Below are 17723 nucleotides of genomic sequence, written 5' to 3' on the forward strand. Positions count from 1 at the left end.
GATTGCCAGTATGGCAGGGGGATCGAAGGGGGCAGGGCTGGCCCTATCGCCGGCAAGCCGGCTCCCACAGGTACAGCGCCAGCCTTGATTTTTGGGAGCGGCTTGCCGGCCTAAAGGCCATGGTTCTGCAGCTTGCGCCGCCGCCACCCGCGCAGCCGCTGCTCCAGCTGCAATGGGCTGTCGAGCTGCTGGCGGCGTGCCTGGCTGAGCAGGATCAGCGCCAGTTCCGCCGTCACCTGGGCATCGGCGCTGGCGTGGTGGCGTTCGTCGATCTGCAGGCCAAAGCGCGCCACCCAGTCGTCCAGCCCGGCCTCGCGCAGCACGGTATCGGGGTTGAGCATCGGCGCCAGTTCGGCCACGTCGAGAAAATGCCCTTGCAGCCGGTAGCCCAGGCTCTGCTTCAGCGCCCGGGCCAGCATGCGCTGGTCGAACGGCGCGTGAAACGCCAGCACCGGGCTGGCGCCGATGAATTCGAGCAGCTCGAGCAGCGCTTCGGCCGGGTCGCAGCCTGCAGCCAGGGCGCTTGGCCCCAGGCCATGGATCAGCACGCTGGCGTTGGTCTTCTGCAGCGGGCGGTGCAGGGTGCGCTCGAACTGCTGGGAAAAGTCGATGGCGCCATCTTCGATGGCCACGGCGCCGATCGACAGCACCTGGTCGCGGTTGGGGTTCAGGCCGCTGGTTTCCAGGTCGAGCACCACCCAGCGCTGTTCGCGCAACGAACACACACCCAGCGGCGCCGCCTTGGGCAAGCGCGCCAGCCGCTCGCGCGCGGCGTCTGCGAGCGGCACGCTGACCGGGCGCAGCCAGGCGAACAGGCTCACAGCTGGTACCGCAGGGCCAGGCTGCTTTGCAGGCGCTGGGCCTGGCGCAGCGACTCGCGCAGGATGCGCCGGTCCAGGTGGTTGAGGCTGTCCGGGTCCAGGCGGTTGGAATAGGGCAGGTTGTCGCGGGTCTGGCACTGGTGCTGCTGCATGCGGGTTTGCTGGATGAAGTGGTAGGCCTCTTCGTAGGCGGCGCCATCGAGGGCTTCGATCACGCCTTGCTCGACCAGCTGGCGCAGGCGCTCCAGGGTATTGCAGGCGCCAATGCCGTTGGCCAGGGCCAGCAGCCTTGCGCCATCGACGAAGGGGGTCAGGCCCTGGACCTTGAGGTCGAGGGTGGCGGCCTTGTCGTTGCCCTGGCGGGTCAGCACGAACTCGCGCAGGCGCCCCACCGGCGGCCGCTGGCGCAGAGCGTTGTCGGCCATCATGCGCTGGAAGATGCGGTTATCGGCCACTTGCTCGAGCAGTTGCTGGCGCAGTTGTTCGCCACCTTGCTCGTTGCCCCAGACCACGCGCAGGTCGAAGTAGATGCTCGACGCCAGCAGGTTTTCCGGGCTGGCCTCGCGCACGAATCCGGCAAAACGCCGGGCCCATTCGGCGCGCGACAGGCACAACTCGGGGTTGCCGGCCATCACGTTGCCCTTGCACAGGGTGAAGCCGCACTGGGCCAGGCACTGGTTGATGTATTGCGCCAGCGGCAGCAGGCGGCTGCGAATGGCCTGGGCCTCGGTGGCGTCGGCGGCCTCGAACAGGATGCCGTTGTCCTGGTCGGTGTGCAGGGTCTGTTCGCGGCGGCCTTCGCTGCCAAAGCACAGCCAGCTGAAGGGCACGCCGGGGTCGCCGCGTTCGGCCAGGGCCAGCTCGATCACCCGGCACACGGTATGGTCGTTGAGCAGGGTGATGATCTGGGTGATCTGGGTTGAGGAGGCGCCGTGGGCGAGCATGCGCTCGACCAGCTGGCCGATTTCGCCGCGCAGCGAGACCAGCGTCTCCAGGCGCGGCGCGTGGCGGATGGTGCGCGCCAGGTGCACCAGGTCGACCCGCTGCAGGGAGAACAGGTCACGCTCGGACACCACGCCGCACAGGCGCTGGTTGTCCACCAGGCAGACGTGGGCGATGTGCCGCTCGGTCATCGCCATGGCCGCGTCGAAGGCGCTGGCTTGCGGGCTGAGGTAGAACGGCTTGGCGGTCATGTGCCGGTCGATCGGCGCCCCCAGGTCGGCGTCGGCTTCGGCCACCACCTGGCGCAGGTCGCGCAGGGTGAAGATGCCCACCGGGTAGCGCTGCGGGTCGACCACCACGATGCTGCCGACCTGCTGCTCGTGCATCAGCCGCACGGCGTCGCGCAGGGGGGTATCCGGGGTGCACACCACCGGGTGGCGCATGGCCAGTTCGCCCAGCGGCGTGTTCAGCGAATACTGGGTGCCGAGGGTTTCCACCGCCCGCTGGCGCACTTGCTGGTTGACCTGCTCGAGCAGGCTGCTGACGCCGCGCAGTGCAAAATCTCGAAACACATCCGACATCGAGAACAGGCGGATGAAGGCCGATTTGTTCAATTGCAGGCAAAAGGTGTCTTCGCCGGCCAGGTGTTCGGTGCGGGTGGCGCGCTCGCCAAGCAGGGCTGCCAGCGGGAAGCATTCGCCGCTGGTGATCTCGAAGGTGGTTTCCACGCCCGGCTTGACCAGGTGCTGGCGCTCGCCGACCACGCGCCCCTGCTTGACGATGTAGAAGTGCTCGACCGGGCCGTCCGCCGGTTTGAGGATGCTTTCCCCGCTGGCGTAGAACCGCAGCTGGCACTGTTCCACCAGAAAGCCCAGGTGGCTGTGCTCCATCTGGTTGAACGGTGGGAAGCGCTGCAGGAACTGCAGGGTGCCCTGGATGTTCTGCAGGACGGCAGTCCTGCCCGCCTGGCTGTAGGCGTCCTTTTTGCTCATGAAACTGACCGTATCGCTACGCCGAACTATATATATCTATATATAGGTGCCGGCCTTGTTGTTCTCGGCCCCCATGGTCGGCTTGCCGCCGTGCGGTGCCCATTGGACGTAAGTCTAGGGGCGTGCTGTGATCAATTTCTCAAGGCGTGGTCATACCGGCTGAGCGGGCTATTTTTTTGACGAGACGACCATGGTTGAGCATGACGACATCCTGAGTGAAGCGGAGCGTGAAGCATTGGCCGTGGTGAGTGCGCCGGTGGCACCTAAACCTGTGGTGCTGGTGGTGGATGACAACCCGGTGAACAGCGAGGCTCTGTGCCTGTACCTCAAGAGCCGGGGCATCGACTGCATGATGGCCGATGGCGCCCAGGAGGCGATGTTCAAGCTGCACTACGAGCCGCGTATCGCCTTGATGATCACCGACCTGCGCATGCAGCCCAAGGATGGCCTGGAACTGATTCGTCAGGTGCGTGAGTCGGAGCGGGCGGCGTTGTCGATCATCGTGGTGTCGGGCGACACCGATGTGAAGGAGGCGGTGGACGTGATGCACCTGGGGGTGGTGGACTTTCTGCTCAAGCCGGTGGACCTGGGCAAGCTGTTGGCGCTGGTGAAGAGGGAGTTGAAGATCGAGTGATGCAGGGTTGGGGCTGCTTTGCAGCCCTTTCGCGACACAAGGCCGCTCCTACAGGGATCACTGTGTAGGAGCGGCCTTGTGTCGCGAAAGGGCCGCAAAGCGGCCCCCTGCAATTTACAACCCGTTACGCGCCTTGAACTCGCGACGACGACGGTGCAGCACCGGCTCGGTATAGCCGTTCGGCTGCTTGGCACCTTCCACAACCAGTTCCACAGCCGCCTCGAACGCGACGTTGCCGTCGAAGTTCGGCGCCATCGGGCGGTACAGGGCGTCACCGGCGTTCTGTTTGTCCACCACCGCAGCCATGCGCTTGAGGCTTTCCAGCACCTGCTCCTGGCTGACCACGCCATGGCGCAGCCAGTTGGCCAGCAGCTGGGCCGAGATGCGCAGGGTGGCGCGGTCTTCCATCAGGCCGACATCGTTGATGTCCGGCACCTTCGAGCAACCGACGCCCTGGTCGATCCAGCGCACCACGTAACCGAGGATGCCCTGGGCGTTGTTGTCCAGTTCGTTGCGGATCTCTTCGGCCGACCAGTTGGTGTCGGCAGCCAGCGGGATGGTCAGGATGTCGTCGACCGAGGCCGGCACGCGCGAAGCCAGTTCGCGCTGGCGCGCCTGCACATCGACCTTGTGGTAGTGCAGGGCGTGCAGGGTCGCGGCGGTTGGCGACGGTACCCAGGCGGTGTTGGCGCCGGCCAGCGGGTGAGCGATCTTCTGCTCGAGCATCGCCGCCATCAGGTCGGGCATGGCCCACATGCCCTTGCCGATCTGCGCACGGCCTTGCAGGCCGGTGGCCAGGCCCACATCGACGTTGTTGTTCTCGTAGGCGCCGATCCACTTCTCGTTCTTCATGGCGCCCTTGCGTACCACGGCGCCGGCTTCCATGGAGGTGTGGATTTCGTCACCGGTGCGGTCGAGGAAGCCGGTGTTGATGAACACTACGCGCTCGGCGGCGGCCTTGATGCACGCCTTGAGGTTGACCGTGGTACGGCGCTCCTCGTCCATGATGCCGACCTTGACGGTGTTGCGCTTCATGCCCAGCAGGTCTTCGACGCGGCTGAAGATTTCGGCGGCGAACGCCACTTCTTCGGGGCCGTGCATCTTCGGCTTGACGATGTACACGCTGCCGGTGCGGGTGTTCTTGCGGCTGGTGTTGCCGTTGAGGTTGTGCAGGGCGATCAGGTTGGTGAACAGGCCGTCCTGGATGCCCTCGGGGATTTCGTTGCCCTGGGCATCGAGGATCGCCGGGTTGGTCATCAGGTGACCGACGTTGCGCACGAACAGCAGCGAACGGCCGTGCAGGGTGACGCTGCCGCCATTGGGCGCGGCGTACTCGCGGTCCGGGTTCATGGTGCGGGTGAAGGTCTTGCCGCCTTTGCTCACGCTTTCGGCCAGGTCGCCTTTCATCAGGCCCAGCCAGTTGCGATAGACAATGACCTTGTCGTCGGCGTCCACGGCGGCCACCGAGTCTTCGCAGTCCATGATGGTGGTCAGGGCCGATTCCATCAGGATGTCTTTGACGCCGGCGGCGTCGGTGCTGCCGACCGGGGTGCTGGCGTCGACCTGGATCTCGAAGTGCAGGCCGTTGTGCTTGAGCAGCACGGCGGTCGGCGCGGCGGCGTCGCCATGGAAGCCGATCAGCTGGGCGTCGTCACGCAGGCCGCTGTTGCTGCCGCCTTTGAGGGTGACCACCAGCTTGCCGCCTTCGATGCGGTAGGCCGTGGAGTCGACGTGCGAGCCTGCTGCCAGTGGCGCGGCCTGGTCGAGGAAGGCGCGGGCGAAGGCGATGACCTTGTCGCCGCGGGCCTTGTTGTAGCCCTGGCCTTTTTCCGCACCGCCTTCATCGCTGATGGCGTCGGTGCCGTACAGCGCGTCGTACAGCGAGCCCCAACGGGCATTGGCGGCGTTCAGGGCGAAGCGGGCGTTCATCACCGGCACGACCAGCTGCGGGCCGGCCATGTGGGCGATTTCTTCGTCGACGTTCTGGGTGGTGGCCTGGAAGTCTTCGACTTGCGGCAGCAGGTAGCCGATTTCCTGGAGGAAGCTTTTATAGGCGACGGCGTCATGGGCCTGGCCTTTGCGCGCCTGGTGCCAGGCGTCGATCTTGGCCTGCAGCTCGTCGCGCTTGGCGAGCAAGGCTTTGTTCTTGGGAGCGAGGTCGTTGATGATCTTCTCGGCACCCGCCCAGAACTGTTTGGCATCGATGCCGGTTCCAGGAATCGCTTCGTTGTTGACGAAGTCGTACAGGGCCTTGGCGACCTGAAGGCCACCGACGTGAACGTATCCAGTCATTGCTTGCCTCACCTCTGCTCAGCTATTTCGCTTTCGCTCTTCTGTATTAAGCCTGTAGCGCTTCTCTAAACACGGCACCAGTGCCTGCCCAGTCATCCACGAGCGCGGCGGGGTGCAGCTCGCCAGACGCGCTGGCGGGCGGTTTGCGTATTTTCACAGGCGCCTTGGCAGACATCGAAACGACGTTTTGTAGTCCGCGCCGATGCATACTACATGAAGCAGCAGGCAGGTAAACATCGGACTAAAAGCGTCGCTCTGCGACCGATTGGTCGCGTAGGGTCACGCTGGGAATTGGTATGTTCGCAAAAAACCGGTGGATTGTTCCAGATAAATCTTGAAACAGTACACGATTAGTTGCGCGGACTGCCCTGCGGCAGGTTGCCGCGCCTTGCCTATACTGAGTCGATCCCCCGAATTTTCGCCGCTTTGCGCGGCTGCACGCAGAGGAAGTCGCTGTGGATCATCTTGTACTCACCGTGATCGCTCCTGACAAGGCTGGCCAGGTCGAACGCATTGCCCAGTGCATTGCCGACCACAACGGCAACTGGCTGGAAAGCCGCATGTCGCGCATGGCCGGGCAGTTCGCCGGAATCTTGCGGGTGGCGGTGCCGGCCGAGAACTACGACGAGCTGGTGAAGTCGCTGCAGGCCCTGAGCCAGTACAGCATTCGCGTGCTGATCGCCGAAAGCGGCATCGAGCCCTCGTGCACCTGGAAGCCGATCGCCATGGAACTGGTGGGCAATGACCGGCCCGGCATCGTGCGCGATATCACCCGCCTGCTGGCCGACCATGGGGTGAACCTGGAGCGCTTCACCACCGAGGTGCGCCCGGCGCCGATGAGCAGCGAGCCGCTGTTCCATGCCGATGCCTTGCTGGCGCTGCCGCTGACCCTGTCGCTGGATGAGCTGCAGCGCAAGCTGGAGAGCCTGGCGGATGACTTGATGGTGGAGTTGAAGCTGCGCCCCGAAGATTGAGCAGGCGATTATCCCGAATATGCGGGGATGGCCCTGTGGATAAGCTGGGGGCGCACCTCGCCAGCCCAACAAGGGCGAGCCCTCCCGCCGTTTGAGCAAAAAACACCCAGTTTTCAGTGGCTTGTGCACAAACGCCGGGGACCAGGGTGTGGATAACCTCTGGAGATCTCTGCGCAGGCCACGAACCACGTGGCCTGCATAGATGTGATCATTTTTTGATCAGGCGCGCTTGCGCAAATTCAGCCACGCATCGACGCTGTACAGCGCCAGGCCCGCCCAGATGCACACGAACGCCACCAGGCTGCTGGGCGACAGGTGCTCGTCGAACAGCCATACCGCCTGCATCAGCACCAGGGTCGGCGCCAGGTACTGCAGGAAGCCCAGGGTGGTGTAGGGCAGGTGCCGCGCCGCAGCGTTGAAGCACACCAGCGGCACCAGCGTCACCGGCCCCGCCGCCATCAGCCACAGCGCCTCGCTGCTGGTGTAGAACGAAGGTTGTGCGCTTATCGCGGTGGGGTGCAGCAGCAGCCAGCCCAGCGCCAGCGGCACCAGCATCCAGGTCTCGACCACCAGCCCGGGCAGCGCGGCGACCGGCGCCTGCTTGCGGATCAGGCCATAGAAGCCGAAGGTCAATGCCAGCACCAGCGATACCCAGGGCAGGCTCCCCACCTGCCACACCTGCTGCGCCACCCCCAGCGCCGCCAGGCCCACGGCCAGCCATTGCAGGCGGCGCAGGCGCTCGCCCAGCAACAGCATGCCCAGCAGCACGTTCACCAGCGGGTTGATGTAGTAGCCAAGGCTGGCTTCGAGCATGCGGCCGTTGTTCACCGACCATACATACGTCAGCCAGTTTGCGGCGATCAACGTGCCACTGAGGGCGAGGATGGCCAGGCGGCGCGGGTTGTCGCGCAATTCGCGCCACCAGCCGGGGTGTTTCCACACCAGCAGCAACAGCGAACCGAACAGCGCCGACCAGAGCACCCGGTGGACGATGATTTCCACCGCCGGAACGCTCTGGATCGCTTTGAAGTACAGCGGGAACAAGCCCCAGATGATGTAGGCGCCAAGGCCCAGGAGGTACCCGCGGCGCGGGTTTGCGGCGTGCATGCAGAATCCTTGCTTAGGAAGCTAATTGAAGCGACGCCCATTGTAGACAGAGCGCGGCGCGCTTCTAGAACAATTTCAGCGGTTGTTCATCCAGCGCGGCCAGTTGCTCGCGCAGGGCGAGAATCTGGTCGCCCCAGTAACGCGGCTGGCCAAACCAGGGGAAGCTCGGCGGGAACGCCGGGTCGTCCCAGCGCCGCGCCAGCCAGGCGCTGTAGTGCAACTGGCGCAGGGCGCGCAGGGGCTCGATCAGGGCCAGTTCGCGCGGGTCGAAGTCGTGGAATTCGTTGTAGCCATCGATCAGCTCGGCCAGTTGCCCCATGCGCTCTTCGCGGCTGCCGGCGAGCATCATCCACAGGTCCTGCACGGCCGGGCCCATGCGGCAGTCATCGAGGTCGACGACGTGGTAGACCTCGTCGCGGTGCATCAGGTTGCCGGGGTGCAGGTCGCCGTGCAGGCGGATCACCTGGTGGGGCGTGCGGGCGTAGGCGTCTTCGACGCGCTTGAGCAGGTCGCGGGCTACCGATTCGAAGGCGGGCAGCAGCTCCTTGGGCACGAAGCCACCGTCGAGCAGGGTGTTCAGCGAGGCGTGGCCAAAGTTGTCCACAGCCAGTGCCTCACGGTGCTCGAACGGGCGTGTCGCGCCCACGGCGTGCAGGCGGCCCAGCAGTTGGCCCAGGCGGTAGAGCTGGTCGAGGTTGCCGGGCTCAGGTGCGTGGCCGCCGCGACGCGGGAACAGGGTGAAGCGAAAGCCCTGGTGTTCGAACAGGGTCTGGCCTTCGTGCTGCAGCGGTGCGACCACGGGCACTTCGCAGTCGGCGAGTTCGGCGCTGAAGCGGTGCTCTTCGAGGATCGCGGCATCGCTCCAGCGGCCCGGGCGGTAGAACTTGGCGATCAGCGGCTGCGCATCCTCGATGCCCACCTGGTAGACGCGGTTCTCGTAGCTGTTCAGCGCGAGGACGCGGGCATCGCTGAGAAAGCCGAGGCTTTCCACGGCGTCCAGGACCAGGTCGGGGGTAAGTGTAGCGAAGGGGTGCGACATGAGTGCTCCGGGGCTGGCTGCAAGGCCTCATGGTATCAGTGCCGGCCCTTTCGCGGGGCAAGCCCGCTCCCACAGTATTGCCCCTCGGCGGTGAACCTGTGGGAGCGGGCTTGCCCCGCGAACCGCGCGCAGCGCGGCCAGCCTAGACCGGTACCCCCAGCAACACCGACGACGGATGAAACTGCACCCGCACCGGGCTCCCCGCCTGCACCTTCTGCTGCGCCAGCCACTGCGCTTCGGCAAATGCATACAACGTCTGCCCATTGCTCAGCGCCAGGCGCACTTCACTGGGCTCGTGGCCATCGACCAGCACTTCTTCGACGGTGGCTTCAAGCACATTGCTGCCTGCCTCTGTCTCGTCGCCGGCCCCCAGCAGCTGCACCCAGCCCGCCTTGAGCAGCGCCACCACCATGGTGCCCAGGGTCAGCTCCAGGCGCGCAGTGCTGTCATGGGTGATCAGCGCAGCGATTTCCAGCCCGCCACCCAGGGCCAGGCTCACCCGGTCGTGCCGGCCTTCGCGGCGCAGGCCGCTGACCTGGCCCTGCAGCTGGTTGCGCGCGCTGGTGCGCAGCATCAGACGCCCGAGCAGGTCGAGGTCGCTGGATTCTTCTGCGGCTTCAAGCAGCTGGGCCTGCAGGTTCTGCAGGCGCTGGTACAGGCGCAGCACCCGCTCGCCTTCGGCCGAAAGGCGCGCGCCGCCGCCGCCGCGGCCACCGGTGCTGCGCTCGACCAGCGGCTGGCTGGCCAGGTTGTTGAGTTCGTCGATGGCATCCCAGGCGGCTTTGTAGCTGATGCCGGCCGCCTTGGCGGCGCGGGTGATCGAGCCTTGCTCGGCGACGTGCTGGAGCAGGGCGATGCGCTGCGGGCGGCGGGCGATGTGTTGGGTGAGCAGGGCAGGTAGGGACATGGGCTTGGCGGTCATGGGCTGATGGCACGACGGTGCCTTCGTGCCGGTGCACAGTCAAGCCTGGCCCGGCTTTGGCGTGCGCGCCAGGCAGTAGACATCGACGCGCCGCGCGCCATCCTTGTGCAGAAGCTGGGCAATCGCCTGGGCCGTGGTGCCGGTGGTGAGCACATCGTCGACCAGGGCGACATGCCTGCCCTGGAACATGCCTGGGCGCTGCAGGCTGAACGCCTGGCGCAGGTTCCGGCGCCGCGCCTTGGCATCCAGCCCCTGCTGGGCAGGCGTGTCGCGGGTGCGCAGCAGCAGGCGCTCATCGCAACGCACATTCAGCTGTGACGAGAGCCAGCGCGCCAGCAGGCCGGCCTGGTTGAACCCCCGTTCACGCAGCCGCCGCCGGGCCAGCGGCACCGGCAACAACAGCTCGGGCACCGCCAGCCCTTCGGCATAGCGGTGAAGCAGGCCATGGCCCAGGAGTTCGGCCATCAACCGCCCAAGCGGCCATTGCCGGCGGTGCTTGAAGCGGCTGATCAAGGTGTCCACGGGAAACCCGTAGTGCCACAACGCGACGACATGTTCGAAGGCCGGAGCACACCGGCTGCACGGGCCGCAGGTCAAGCCGGCCATGGGCAGCGGCAGCGCGCAGCGCACGCAGTGCTCGTCCAGCCAGGGCAGTTCCTGCTCGCAGGCCGCGCACAGGGGGTAGGGCTGTTCGGCCGGCTCGTCACAGAGCAAACAGCGATGGTTAATATTTGTACAGTTGTAAACCAGTGCTTTTACATGCGGTTGACAGTTCATAAGCCTTCCATGACTATGCGAGCTATCCGTGATGCGCTGGCGGGCATTCCTGTCCCGGCGCCAGCTACAGCCTAAACAAGGAAACGCCGATGAGCGCCAGCACAACTGCTACAACACGTCACGACTGGTCCCTGCCAGAGGTCAAGGCACTGTTCCAGCAACCGTTCAACGACTTGCTGTTCCAGGCGCAGACCGTGCACCGCGCGCATTTCGACCCCAACCGTGTGCAGGTCTCGACGCTGCTGTCGATCAAGACCGGCGCCTGCCCGGAAGATTGCAAATACTGCCCGCAGTCCGGCCACTACAACACCGGGCTGGAAAAACAGAAGCTCATGGAAGTGCAGAAGGTCCTGGAAGAGGCCGCCCGGGCCAAGGCCATCGGCTCCACGCGCTTCTGCATGGGCGCTGCCTGGAAGCACCCGTCCGCCAAGGACATGCCCTACGTGCTGGAGATGGTCAAAGGGGTCAAGGCCATGGGCCTGGAAACCTGCATGACCCTCGGCAAGCTCGACCAGGAGCAGACCCAGGCCCTGGCCCAGGCCGGCCTGGACTACTACAACCACAACCTCGACACCTCGCCTGAGTTCTACGGCAGCATCATCACCACCCGCACCTACGGCGAGCGCCTGCAGACCCTGGCCTACGTACGCGATGCCGGGATGAAGATCTGCTCCGGCGGCATCCTCGGCATGGGCGAGTCGCTGGATGACCGCGCCGGCCTGCTGATCCAGCTGGCCAACCTGCCCGAACACCCGGAGTCGGTGCCGATCAACATGCTGGTGAAGGTGGCCGGCACGCCGCTGGCCGAGGAAGAAGATGTCGACCCGTTCGACTTCATCCGCATGCTGGCAGTGGCGCGCATCCTCATGCCCAAGTCGCACGTGCGCCTGTCTGCCGGCCGTGAGCAGATGAACGAGCAGATGCAGGCCCTGGCCTTCATGGCCGGTGCCAACTCGATCTTCTACGGCGAGAAGCTGCTGACCACCGCCAACCCGCAGGCCGACAAGGACATGCAGCTGTTCGCGCGCCTGGGCATCAAGCCCGAAACGCGTGAAGAGCATGCCGACGAAGTGCACCAGGCCGCCATCGAGCAGGCGCTGGTCGAGCAACGCAGCAGCGAGCTGTTCTACAACGCAGCCTCGGCCTGAGATGGCCTTCGATCTGGCGGCGCGCCTGGCCGAACGGCGCGCCGCTGACCTGTATCGGCAGCGGCCGTTGCTGGAGAGCCCACAGGGGCCGCAGGTGGTGGTCGATGGCCAGCCGTTGCTGGCCTTCTGCAGCAATGACTACCTGGGCCTGGCCAACCATCCCGAGGTGATCAAAGCCTGGCAGGCCGGCGCCGAACGCTGGGGCGTCGGCGGTGGCGCCTCGCACCTGGTGATAGGCCACAGCACGCCGCACCATGCCGTCGAAGAGGCCTTGGCCGACTTGACCGGCCGCCCGCGCGCGCTGCTGTTTTCCACCGGCTACATGGCCAACCTCGGCGCCATCACCGCCTTGGTGGGGCAGGGCGACACCGTGCTGCAAGACCGCCTCAACCACGCCTCGCTGCTCGACGGTGGCTTGCTCAGCGGTGCGCGTTTCAGCCGCTACCTGCACAACGACGCAGCCAGCCTGGCCACCCGCCTGGAAAAGGCCACCGGCAATACCCTGGTGGTTACCGACGGGGTGTTCAGCATGGACGGCGACCTGGCCGACTTGCCGGCCCTGGCCAAGGCCGCCCGGGCGCGGGATGCCTGGCTGATGGTCGACGACGCCCACGGCCTGGGTACCTTGGGCGCGCAGGGCGGTGGTGTCGTCGAGCACTTCGGCCTGGGCGTGGAAGACGTGCCGGTGCTGATCGGCACCCTGGGCAAGGCGTGCGGCACCGCGGGTGCATTCGTCGCCGGTAGCGAGGACCTGATCGAAGCGCTGGTGCAGTTCGCCCGGCCCTACATCTACACCACCAGCCAGCCACCGGCACTGGCCTGCGCCACGCTCAAGAGCCTGGAGCTGCTGCGCCGGGAAACTTGGCGGCGGGAACACCTGGCGGCGTTGATTGGCCAGTTCCGCCAGGGCGCCGAGCAGATCGGCCTGCAGCTGATGGACAGCCCGACGCCGATCCAGCCGATCCTGGTCGGCGACAGTGCAAAGGCCCTGCGCCTGTCGCGCATGCTGCGCGAGCGCGGGCTGCTGGTTACCGCCATTCGCCCCCCCACCGTGCCTGCCGGCAGCGCACGCCTGCGCGTCACCCTGAGCGCGGCGCACAGCCAGGCGCAGGTGCAGCTATTGTTGAATGCATTGGCCGAGTGTTATCCACAACTGGAGGCCGCCGATGCGTAACCGACTGATCCTTCTGCCCGGCTGGGGGCTGGGCACCGCTGCCCTGGAGCCGCTGGCCGCCAGCCTGCGGGCCCAGGACGCCCGCCTGCAGGTCGAGCTGATGCCGCTGCCGGAGCTGGCCGACGCCGATTTGCAGGCCTGGCTGGAGCACCTTGACCGCAAATTGCCCACCGACACCTGGCTGGGCGGCTGGTCGCTCGGCGGCATGCTTGCCAGCGAACTGGCGCGCAAGCGTGGCGACCATTGCTGCGGCTTGCTCACCCTGGCCAGCAACCCCAGTTTCGTCGCCCGCCCGGGCTGGCCCCACGGCATGGCCGCAGACACCTTCGGCACCTTCCTGGACGGTTGCCGCAGCCATACCTCGGTCACCCTCAAGCGCTTTCGCACCCTGTGCAGCGACGGCGCCCAGCAGCCGCGCACGCTGTTGCGCCAGCTTGGCGTGGGTGTGCCGGATACCGACCCGCTGTACCTGGCCAGCGGCCTGCAAGTGCTGGCCCAGCTCGATACCCGCGAAGCCCTGCAGGCCTACGGCGGCCCGCAGCTGCACCTGTTCGCCGGCAGCGATGCGCTGGTGCCGGCGGAAGCGGCCAAGGCCCTGAGCGAGTTGCTGCCCGACGTGGAAGTCGGGTTGGTCGAAGACAGTTCCCACGCCTTCCTGCTGGAATACCCACAGGAGCTGGCGGCGGGTATCAAGAGTTTCCTGCATGAGAGTGGCGATGACTGACCTTTCCCATCCAACCCTGCCTGGCACGCTGCCGGACAAGCGCCAGGTGGCGGCTTCGTTCTCCCGCGCGGCGGCCAGCTACGACAGCGTGGCGGCATTGCAGCGCGCCGTGGGCGTGAGCCTGCTGGAGCAGCTGCCGAGCGACCTGGCGCCTTCGCGCTGGCTCGACCTGGGCAGCGGCACCGGCTACTTCAGCCGGGTGCTGGCCGAGCGCTTTGCGCCTGCCAGCGGTGTGGCGGTGGATATCGCCGAAGGCATGCTGCGCCACGCCCGTGGCGAACAGGGTGGCGCGGCCTATCACGTGGCAGGCGATGCCGAGCGCCTGCCCCTGGGCGATGGCAGTGTCGACCTGGTGTTCACCAGCCTGGCGGTGCAGTGGTGCGGCCAGTTCGCCAGTGTGCTGAGCGAGGCGCAGCGGGTGTTGCGCCCAGGCGGCGTGCTGGCCTTCAGCAGCTTGTGCGTCGGCACGCTGGATGAGCTGCGCGCCAGCTGGCAGGCGGTGGACGGCATGGTCCACGTCAACCGCTTCCGCCGCTTCGAGGATTACCAGCGCCTGTGTGCGGCCAGTGGTTTGGAGCAGGTTGGCCTGCAGCGCCAGCCCCATGTGCTGCATTACCCGGATGTGCGCAGCCTGACCCATGAACTCAAGGCGCTCGGCGCCCATAATCTCAACCCTGGCAGGCCTTCCGGGCTGACCGGGCGCGCCCGTATGCAGGGCCTGCTGCAGGCATACGAGACGTTTCGCCAGCCCCAGGGGCTGCCAGCCACCTATCAGGTGGTCTATGGTGTGATGCGCAAGCCACGGGCATGAGAGGAGTGAAATGAGCCAAGCCTATTTCATCGCCGGCACCGATACCGATGTCGGCAAGACCACGATCGCCGCAGGCCTGTTGCATGCGGCACGTTTGCAGGGCTTGAGCACCCTGGGCGCCAAGCCGGTGGCCTCCGGCTGCACGGCCACGGCCAAAGGGCTACGCAATGCCGATGCCCAGGCGCTGATCGACGAAAGCACGCTGAAGCTGGCCTATGAGGCGGTCAACCCGTTTGCCTTCGAGCCTGCCATCGCCCCCCATGTGGCCGCGCGCGAGGCGGGCGTGGCGCTGGAAGTGCCGGCGCTGCTCAAGGCCATGCGCCATGTGCTGGACCAGGGGGCGGATTTCACCCTGGTCGAAGGCGCGGGTGGCTGGCGGGTACCGTTGTCCGACCATGCCAACCTCTCCGACCTGGCGGTTGCGCTGAAACTGCCGGTGATCCTGGTGGTAGGCGTGCGCCTGGGGTGCATCAACCATGCCCTGCTGAGCGCCGAGGCGATTGCCCGCGATGGGCTGCAGCTGGCGGGTTGGGTCGCCAACATCATCGAGCCGCGTACCTCGCGCCTGGAAGAGAACCTGGCCAGCCTGGCCGAACGCCTGCCGGCGCCTTGCCTGGGGCGTGTGCCGCGGCTCAAGGTGGCGAGCGCAGACGCGGTGGCAGAACACCTGCAGCTGGACCTGCTGGACTAGCGGGCATGCCCAGGGTCTATCAGCTAGCACTAGGCCATTAGCGATTTAAACGGGCCTTTTGCGTCATGGCCTGCTTTAATTGCCAGTGTTCCTATCCAGCGTCATTGGAGTTCTGACATGGAAATCACCGGTAGCTCCGCCTACTACGCGGGCCTTGGCGCCATCCAGGCCGGGCAGAACCGCATCGACCAGGCCGCCGGCCAGATCGCCAACACCACCGTCGAACGCGCCGCCACCAGCCAGTCCAGCGACTTCCAGGCCGAGCGCCTGCGCGGGGTTGATCGCAGCCAGCAGATGGACTTGGCGACCAGCACCGTGCAGTTGGCCCTGGGCAAGACCGAAGTCGAGCTTGGTGCAAAAGTCGCCAAGGCTTCCGACGAAATGCTCGGCCGCTTCATCGACACCTACGCCTGATCCAACAATCAGCAGCCCCTCAAACTTGTGGGAGTGGGCTTGCCCGCGAATGCGTCAGAACGGACATCCACTGTTGTCTGGGCCGGCGCTTTCGCGAGGCAAGCCCGCTCCCACAGTCGTTTATGGGCAGGATTTTCCCTAATGGCTGATATGCCATTTTTCGTGACTGAAATGGCACCATGGTCCCTCCTTGACATCCGGCGATGCTAAACGTAAGTTTCAAACAACTGTTTGACCGAAAGCCACCAAGAGCTGGTCGGTATCGGCGGTCTCCCCAGAACTCATCACAGAGGTTCATCGCAATGCCTGATTACAAAGCCCCCTTGCGTGATATTCGTTTCGTCCGCGACGAGCTGCTCGGCTACGAGGCGCACTATCAGAGCCTGCCGGGTTGCCAGGACGCAACGCCAGACATGGTCGACGCGATCCTTGAAGAAGGCGCGAAATTCTGTGAACAGGTGCTGGCCCCGCTGAACCGCGTCGGCGACCTGGAAGGCTGCACCTGGAGCGAGTCGGGCGTGAAGACGCCGACCGGCTTCAAGCAAGCCTACGAACAATTTGTCGAAGGTGGCTGGCCGAGCCTGGCCCACGACGTCGCCCACGGCGGCCAGGGCCTGCCAGAGTCGCTGGGCCTGGCCCTGAGCGAAATGGTCGGTGGTGCCAACTGGTCGTGGGGCATGTACCCCGGCCTGTCCCACGGCGCGATGAACACCATCTCGGCCCACGGCACCGAAGAGCAGCAGCACACCTACCTGACCAAGCTGGTCAGCGGCGAGTGGACCGGCACCATGTGCCTGACCGAGCCACACTGCGGCACCGACCTGGGCATGCTGCGCACCAAGGCCGAGCCGCAAGCAGACGGTTCGTACAAAGTCTCCGGCACCAAGATCTTCATCTCCGCCGGTGAGCACGACATGGCCGATAACATCGTCCACATCGTCCTGGCTCGCCTGCCCGACGCCCCGGCCGGCACCAAAGGCATTTCGCTGTTCATCGTGCCGAAGTTCCTGCCCAACGCCGAAGGCGGCGTGGGCGAGCGCAACGGCGTGAGCTGCGGCTCGCTGGAACACAAGATGGGCATCCACGGCAACGCCACCTGCGTGATGAACTTCGACAGCGCTACCGGCTACCTGATCGGCCCAGCCAACAAGGGCCTGAACTGCATGTTCACCTTCATGAACACCGCGCGCCTGGGCACTGCCCTGCAGGGCCTGGCGCACGCCGAGGTGGCCTTCCAGGGTGGCTTGAAGTACGCCCGTGACCGCCTGCAGATGCGTTCCCTGACTGGCCCGAAAGCGCCGGACAAGGCCGCCGACCCAATCATCGTCCACCCGGACGTGCGCCGCATGCTGCTGACCATGAAAGCCTTCGCCGAAGGCAACCGCGCGATGGTGTACTTCACCGCCAAGCAGGTGGACATCGTCAAGTACAGCCAGGACGAGGAAGAGCGCAAGAAGGCCGATGCCCTGCTGGCCTTCCTGACCCCGATCGCCAAGGCCTTCATGACCGAAGTCGGCTTCGAGGCCGCCAACCACGGCGTGCAGATCTACGGTGGCCACGGCTTCATCGCCGAGTGGGGCATGGAGCAGAACGTGCGCGACAGCCGTATCTCCATGCTGTACGAAGGCACCACCGGCATCCAGGCACTCGACCTGCTCGGCCGCAAGGTGCTGATGACCCAGGGCGAAGCGCTCAAGGGCTTCACCAAGATCGTGCACAAGTTCTGCCAGGCCCAGGAAGGTGTCGACGCGCTCAAGGAATTCGTCGAGCCGCTGGCCGCGCTGAACAAGGAGTGGGGCGAGTTGACCATGAAGGTCGGCATGGCCGCGATGAAAGACCGCGAGGAAGTGGGCGCCGCTTCGGTGGACTACCTGATGTACTCCGGTTATGCCTGCCTGGCTTACTTCTGGGCCGACATCGCCCGCCTGGCAGCCGAGAAGCTGGCAGCCGGTACCAGCGAGGAGGCGTTCTACACCGCCAAGCTGCAGACCGCGCGCTTCTACTTCCAGCGCATCCTGCCGCGTACGCGTACCCACGTGGCGACCATGCTGTCGGGTGCCAATAACCTGATGGCGATGGACGAAGAAAACTTCGGCCTGTCCTACTAAGCCGCAAGGCTCTACAGAAACCCGCCTGCCCTCACCGGCAGGCGGGTTTTTTCATTCTGGCCTGCTTAAAACTGGTTACAACAAAACCTCAAGCGCAGCGCCCCCATGGCCGTTAACCCAGGTTGTCCTCATCTATTCATGTGCGCTGCCGAT

General features: G+C 65.6%; 16 protein-coding genes. 9 read left to right on the top strand and 7 right to left on the bottom strand.

The window, feature by feature from the left end; all coding sequences use genetic code 11:
• Positions 1–110 precede the first annotated feature (110 nt).
• Positions 111–821 (bottom strand): 3'-5' exonuclease, encoded by a 711-nt coding sequence (locus tag L6D75_RS24830; RefSeq protein WP_236193878.1) that lies wholly within the window; start codon positions 819–821, stop codon positions 111–113.
• Positions 818–2755, bottom strand: a complete 1938-nt coding sequence (locus L6D75_RS24835) for a putative nucleotidyltransferase substrate binding domain-containing protein (protein WP_176514847.1) — start codon at positions 2753–2755, stop codon at positions 818–820. The genes L6D75_RS24830 and L6D75_RS24835 overlap by 4 nt, the downstream gene beginning before the upstream one ends.
• Positions 2756–2945: 190 nt before the next feature.
• Here L6D75_RS24835 and L6D75_RS24840 point away from each other — a divergent pair, with 190 nt between their 5' ends.
• On the top strand, positions 2946–3389 hold the full coding sequence (locus L6D75_RS24840; RefSeq protein WP_176514849.1) for a response regulator: 444 nt from the start codon (positions 2946–2948) through the stop codon (positions 3387–3389).
• Between the two features lie 114 nt (positions 3390–3503).
• Here L6D75_RS24840 and L6D75_RS24845 read toward each other — a convergent pair whose 3' ends face one another.
• Complete coding sequence (locus L6D75_RS24845) at positions 3504–5681, bottom strand: malate synthase G (protein ID WP_176514851.1); 2178 nt, start codon at positions 5679–5681, stop codon at positions 3504–3506.
• Between the two features lie 455 nt (positions 5682–6136).
• On the opposite strand from L6D75_RS24845, the gene L6D75_RS24850 reads away from it, so the two are divergent.
• Positions 6137–6655 (top strand): glycine cleavage system transcriptional repressor, encoded by a 519-nt coding sequence (locus tag L6D75_RS24850; protein ID WP_176514853.1) that lies wholly within the window; start codon positions 6137–6139, stop codon positions 6653–6655.
• A gap of 219 nt (positions 6656–6874) precedes the next feature.
• On the opposite strand, the gene rarD is transcribed toward L6D75_RS24850, so the two are convergent.
• The 4 genes from rarD to L6D75_RS24870 all read right to left on the bottom strand — a co-directional run bounded on the left by rarD (position 6875) and on the right by L6D75_RS24870 (position 10500).
• Positions 6875–7762, bottom strand: a complete 888-nt coding sequence (rarD, locus tag L6D75_RS24855; protein ID WP_176514855.1) for an EamA family transporter RarD — start codon at positions 7760–7762, stop codon at positions 6875–6877.
• Positions 7763–7826: 64 nt separating this feature from the next.
• On the bottom strand, positions 7827–8801 hold the full coding sequence (locus L6D75_RS24860) for a serine/threonine protein kinase (protein ID WP_176514857.1): 975 nt from the start codon (positions 8799–8801) through the stop codon (positions 7827–7829).
• Positions 8802–8943: 142 nt separating this feature from the next.
• Entirely contained in the window at positions 8944–9708 is a 765-nt protein-coding gene (locus tag L6D75_RS24865; RefSeq protein ID WP_176514859.1) for a TOBE domain-containing protein, read from the bottom strand.
• 54 nt (positions 9709–9762) lie between these two features.
• Positions 9763–10500 (bottom strand): ComF family protein, encoded by a 738-nt coding sequence (locus tag L6D75_RS24870; protein WP_176514861.1) that lies wholly within the window; start codon positions 10498–10500, stop codon positions 9763–9765.
• Between the two features lie 89 nt (positions 10501–10589).
• Between L6D75_RS24870 and bioB the strand changes: the two genes are divergently transcribed.
• From bioB to L6D75_RS24905, 7 genes are all read left to right on the top strand, one after another.
• Complete coding sequence (gene bioB, locus L6D75_RS24875; RefSeq protein WP_176514863.1) at positions 10590–11648, top strand: biotin synthase BioB; 1059 nt, start codon at positions 10590–10592, stop codon at positions 11646–11648.
• A gap of 1 nt (position 11649) precedes the next feature.
• Complete coding sequence (gene bioF, locus L6D75_RS24880; protein WP_176514865.1) at positions 11650–12822, top strand: 8-amino-7-oxononanoate synthase; 1173 nt, start codon at positions 11650–11652, stop codon at positions 12820–12822.
• The gene (locus L6D75_RS24885; protein ID WP_176514867.1) at positions 12815–13546 is read left to right on the top strand and encodes an alpha/beta fold hydrolase; all 732 of its coding nucleotides are present in this window, start codon (positions 12815–12817) and stop codon (positions 13544–13546) included. Before bioF ends, L6D75_RS24885 begins: the two co-directional genes overlap by 8 nt.
• Complete coding sequence (gene bioC / locus L6D75_RS24890; RefSeq protein ID WP_176514869.1) at positions 13539–14357, top strand: malonyl-ACP O-methyltransferase BioC; 819 nt, start codon at positions 13539–13541, stop codon at positions 14355–14357. Before L6D75_RS24885 ends, bioC begins: the two co-directional genes overlap by 8 nt.
• A 10-nt stretch (positions 14358–14367) precedes the next feature.
• Entirely contained in the window at positions 14368–15048 is a 681-nt protein-coding gene (gene bioD, locus L6D75_RS24895; RefSeq protein WP_176514871.1) for a dethiobiotin synthase, read from the top strand.
• 117 nt (positions 15049–15165) lie between these two features.
• The gene (locus L6D75_RS24900; protein ID WP_176514873.1) at positions 15166–15462 is read left to right on the top strand and encodes a pyrroloquinoline quinone biosynthesis protein PqqE; all 297 of its coding nucleotides are present in this window, start codon (positions 15166–15168) and stop codon (positions 15460–15462) included.
• A gap of 302 nt (positions 15463–15764) precedes the next feature.
• The gene (locus L6D75_RS24905; protein WP_176514875.1) at positions 15765–17570 is read left to right on the top strand and encodes a phenylacyl-CoA dehydrogenase; all 1806 of its coding nucleotides are present in this window, start codon (positions 15765–15767) and stop codon (positions 17568–17570) included.
• The last annotated feature ends 153 nt before the right edge of the window (positions 17571–17723 follow it).

The sequence above is a fragment of the Pseudomonas faucium genome, from assembly GCF_021602585.1.
In the GTDB taxonomy this organism is placed as follows: domain Bacteria; phylum Pseudomonadota; class Gammaproteobacteria; order Pseudomonadales; family Pseudomonadaceae; genus Aquipseudomonas; species Aquipseudomonas faucium.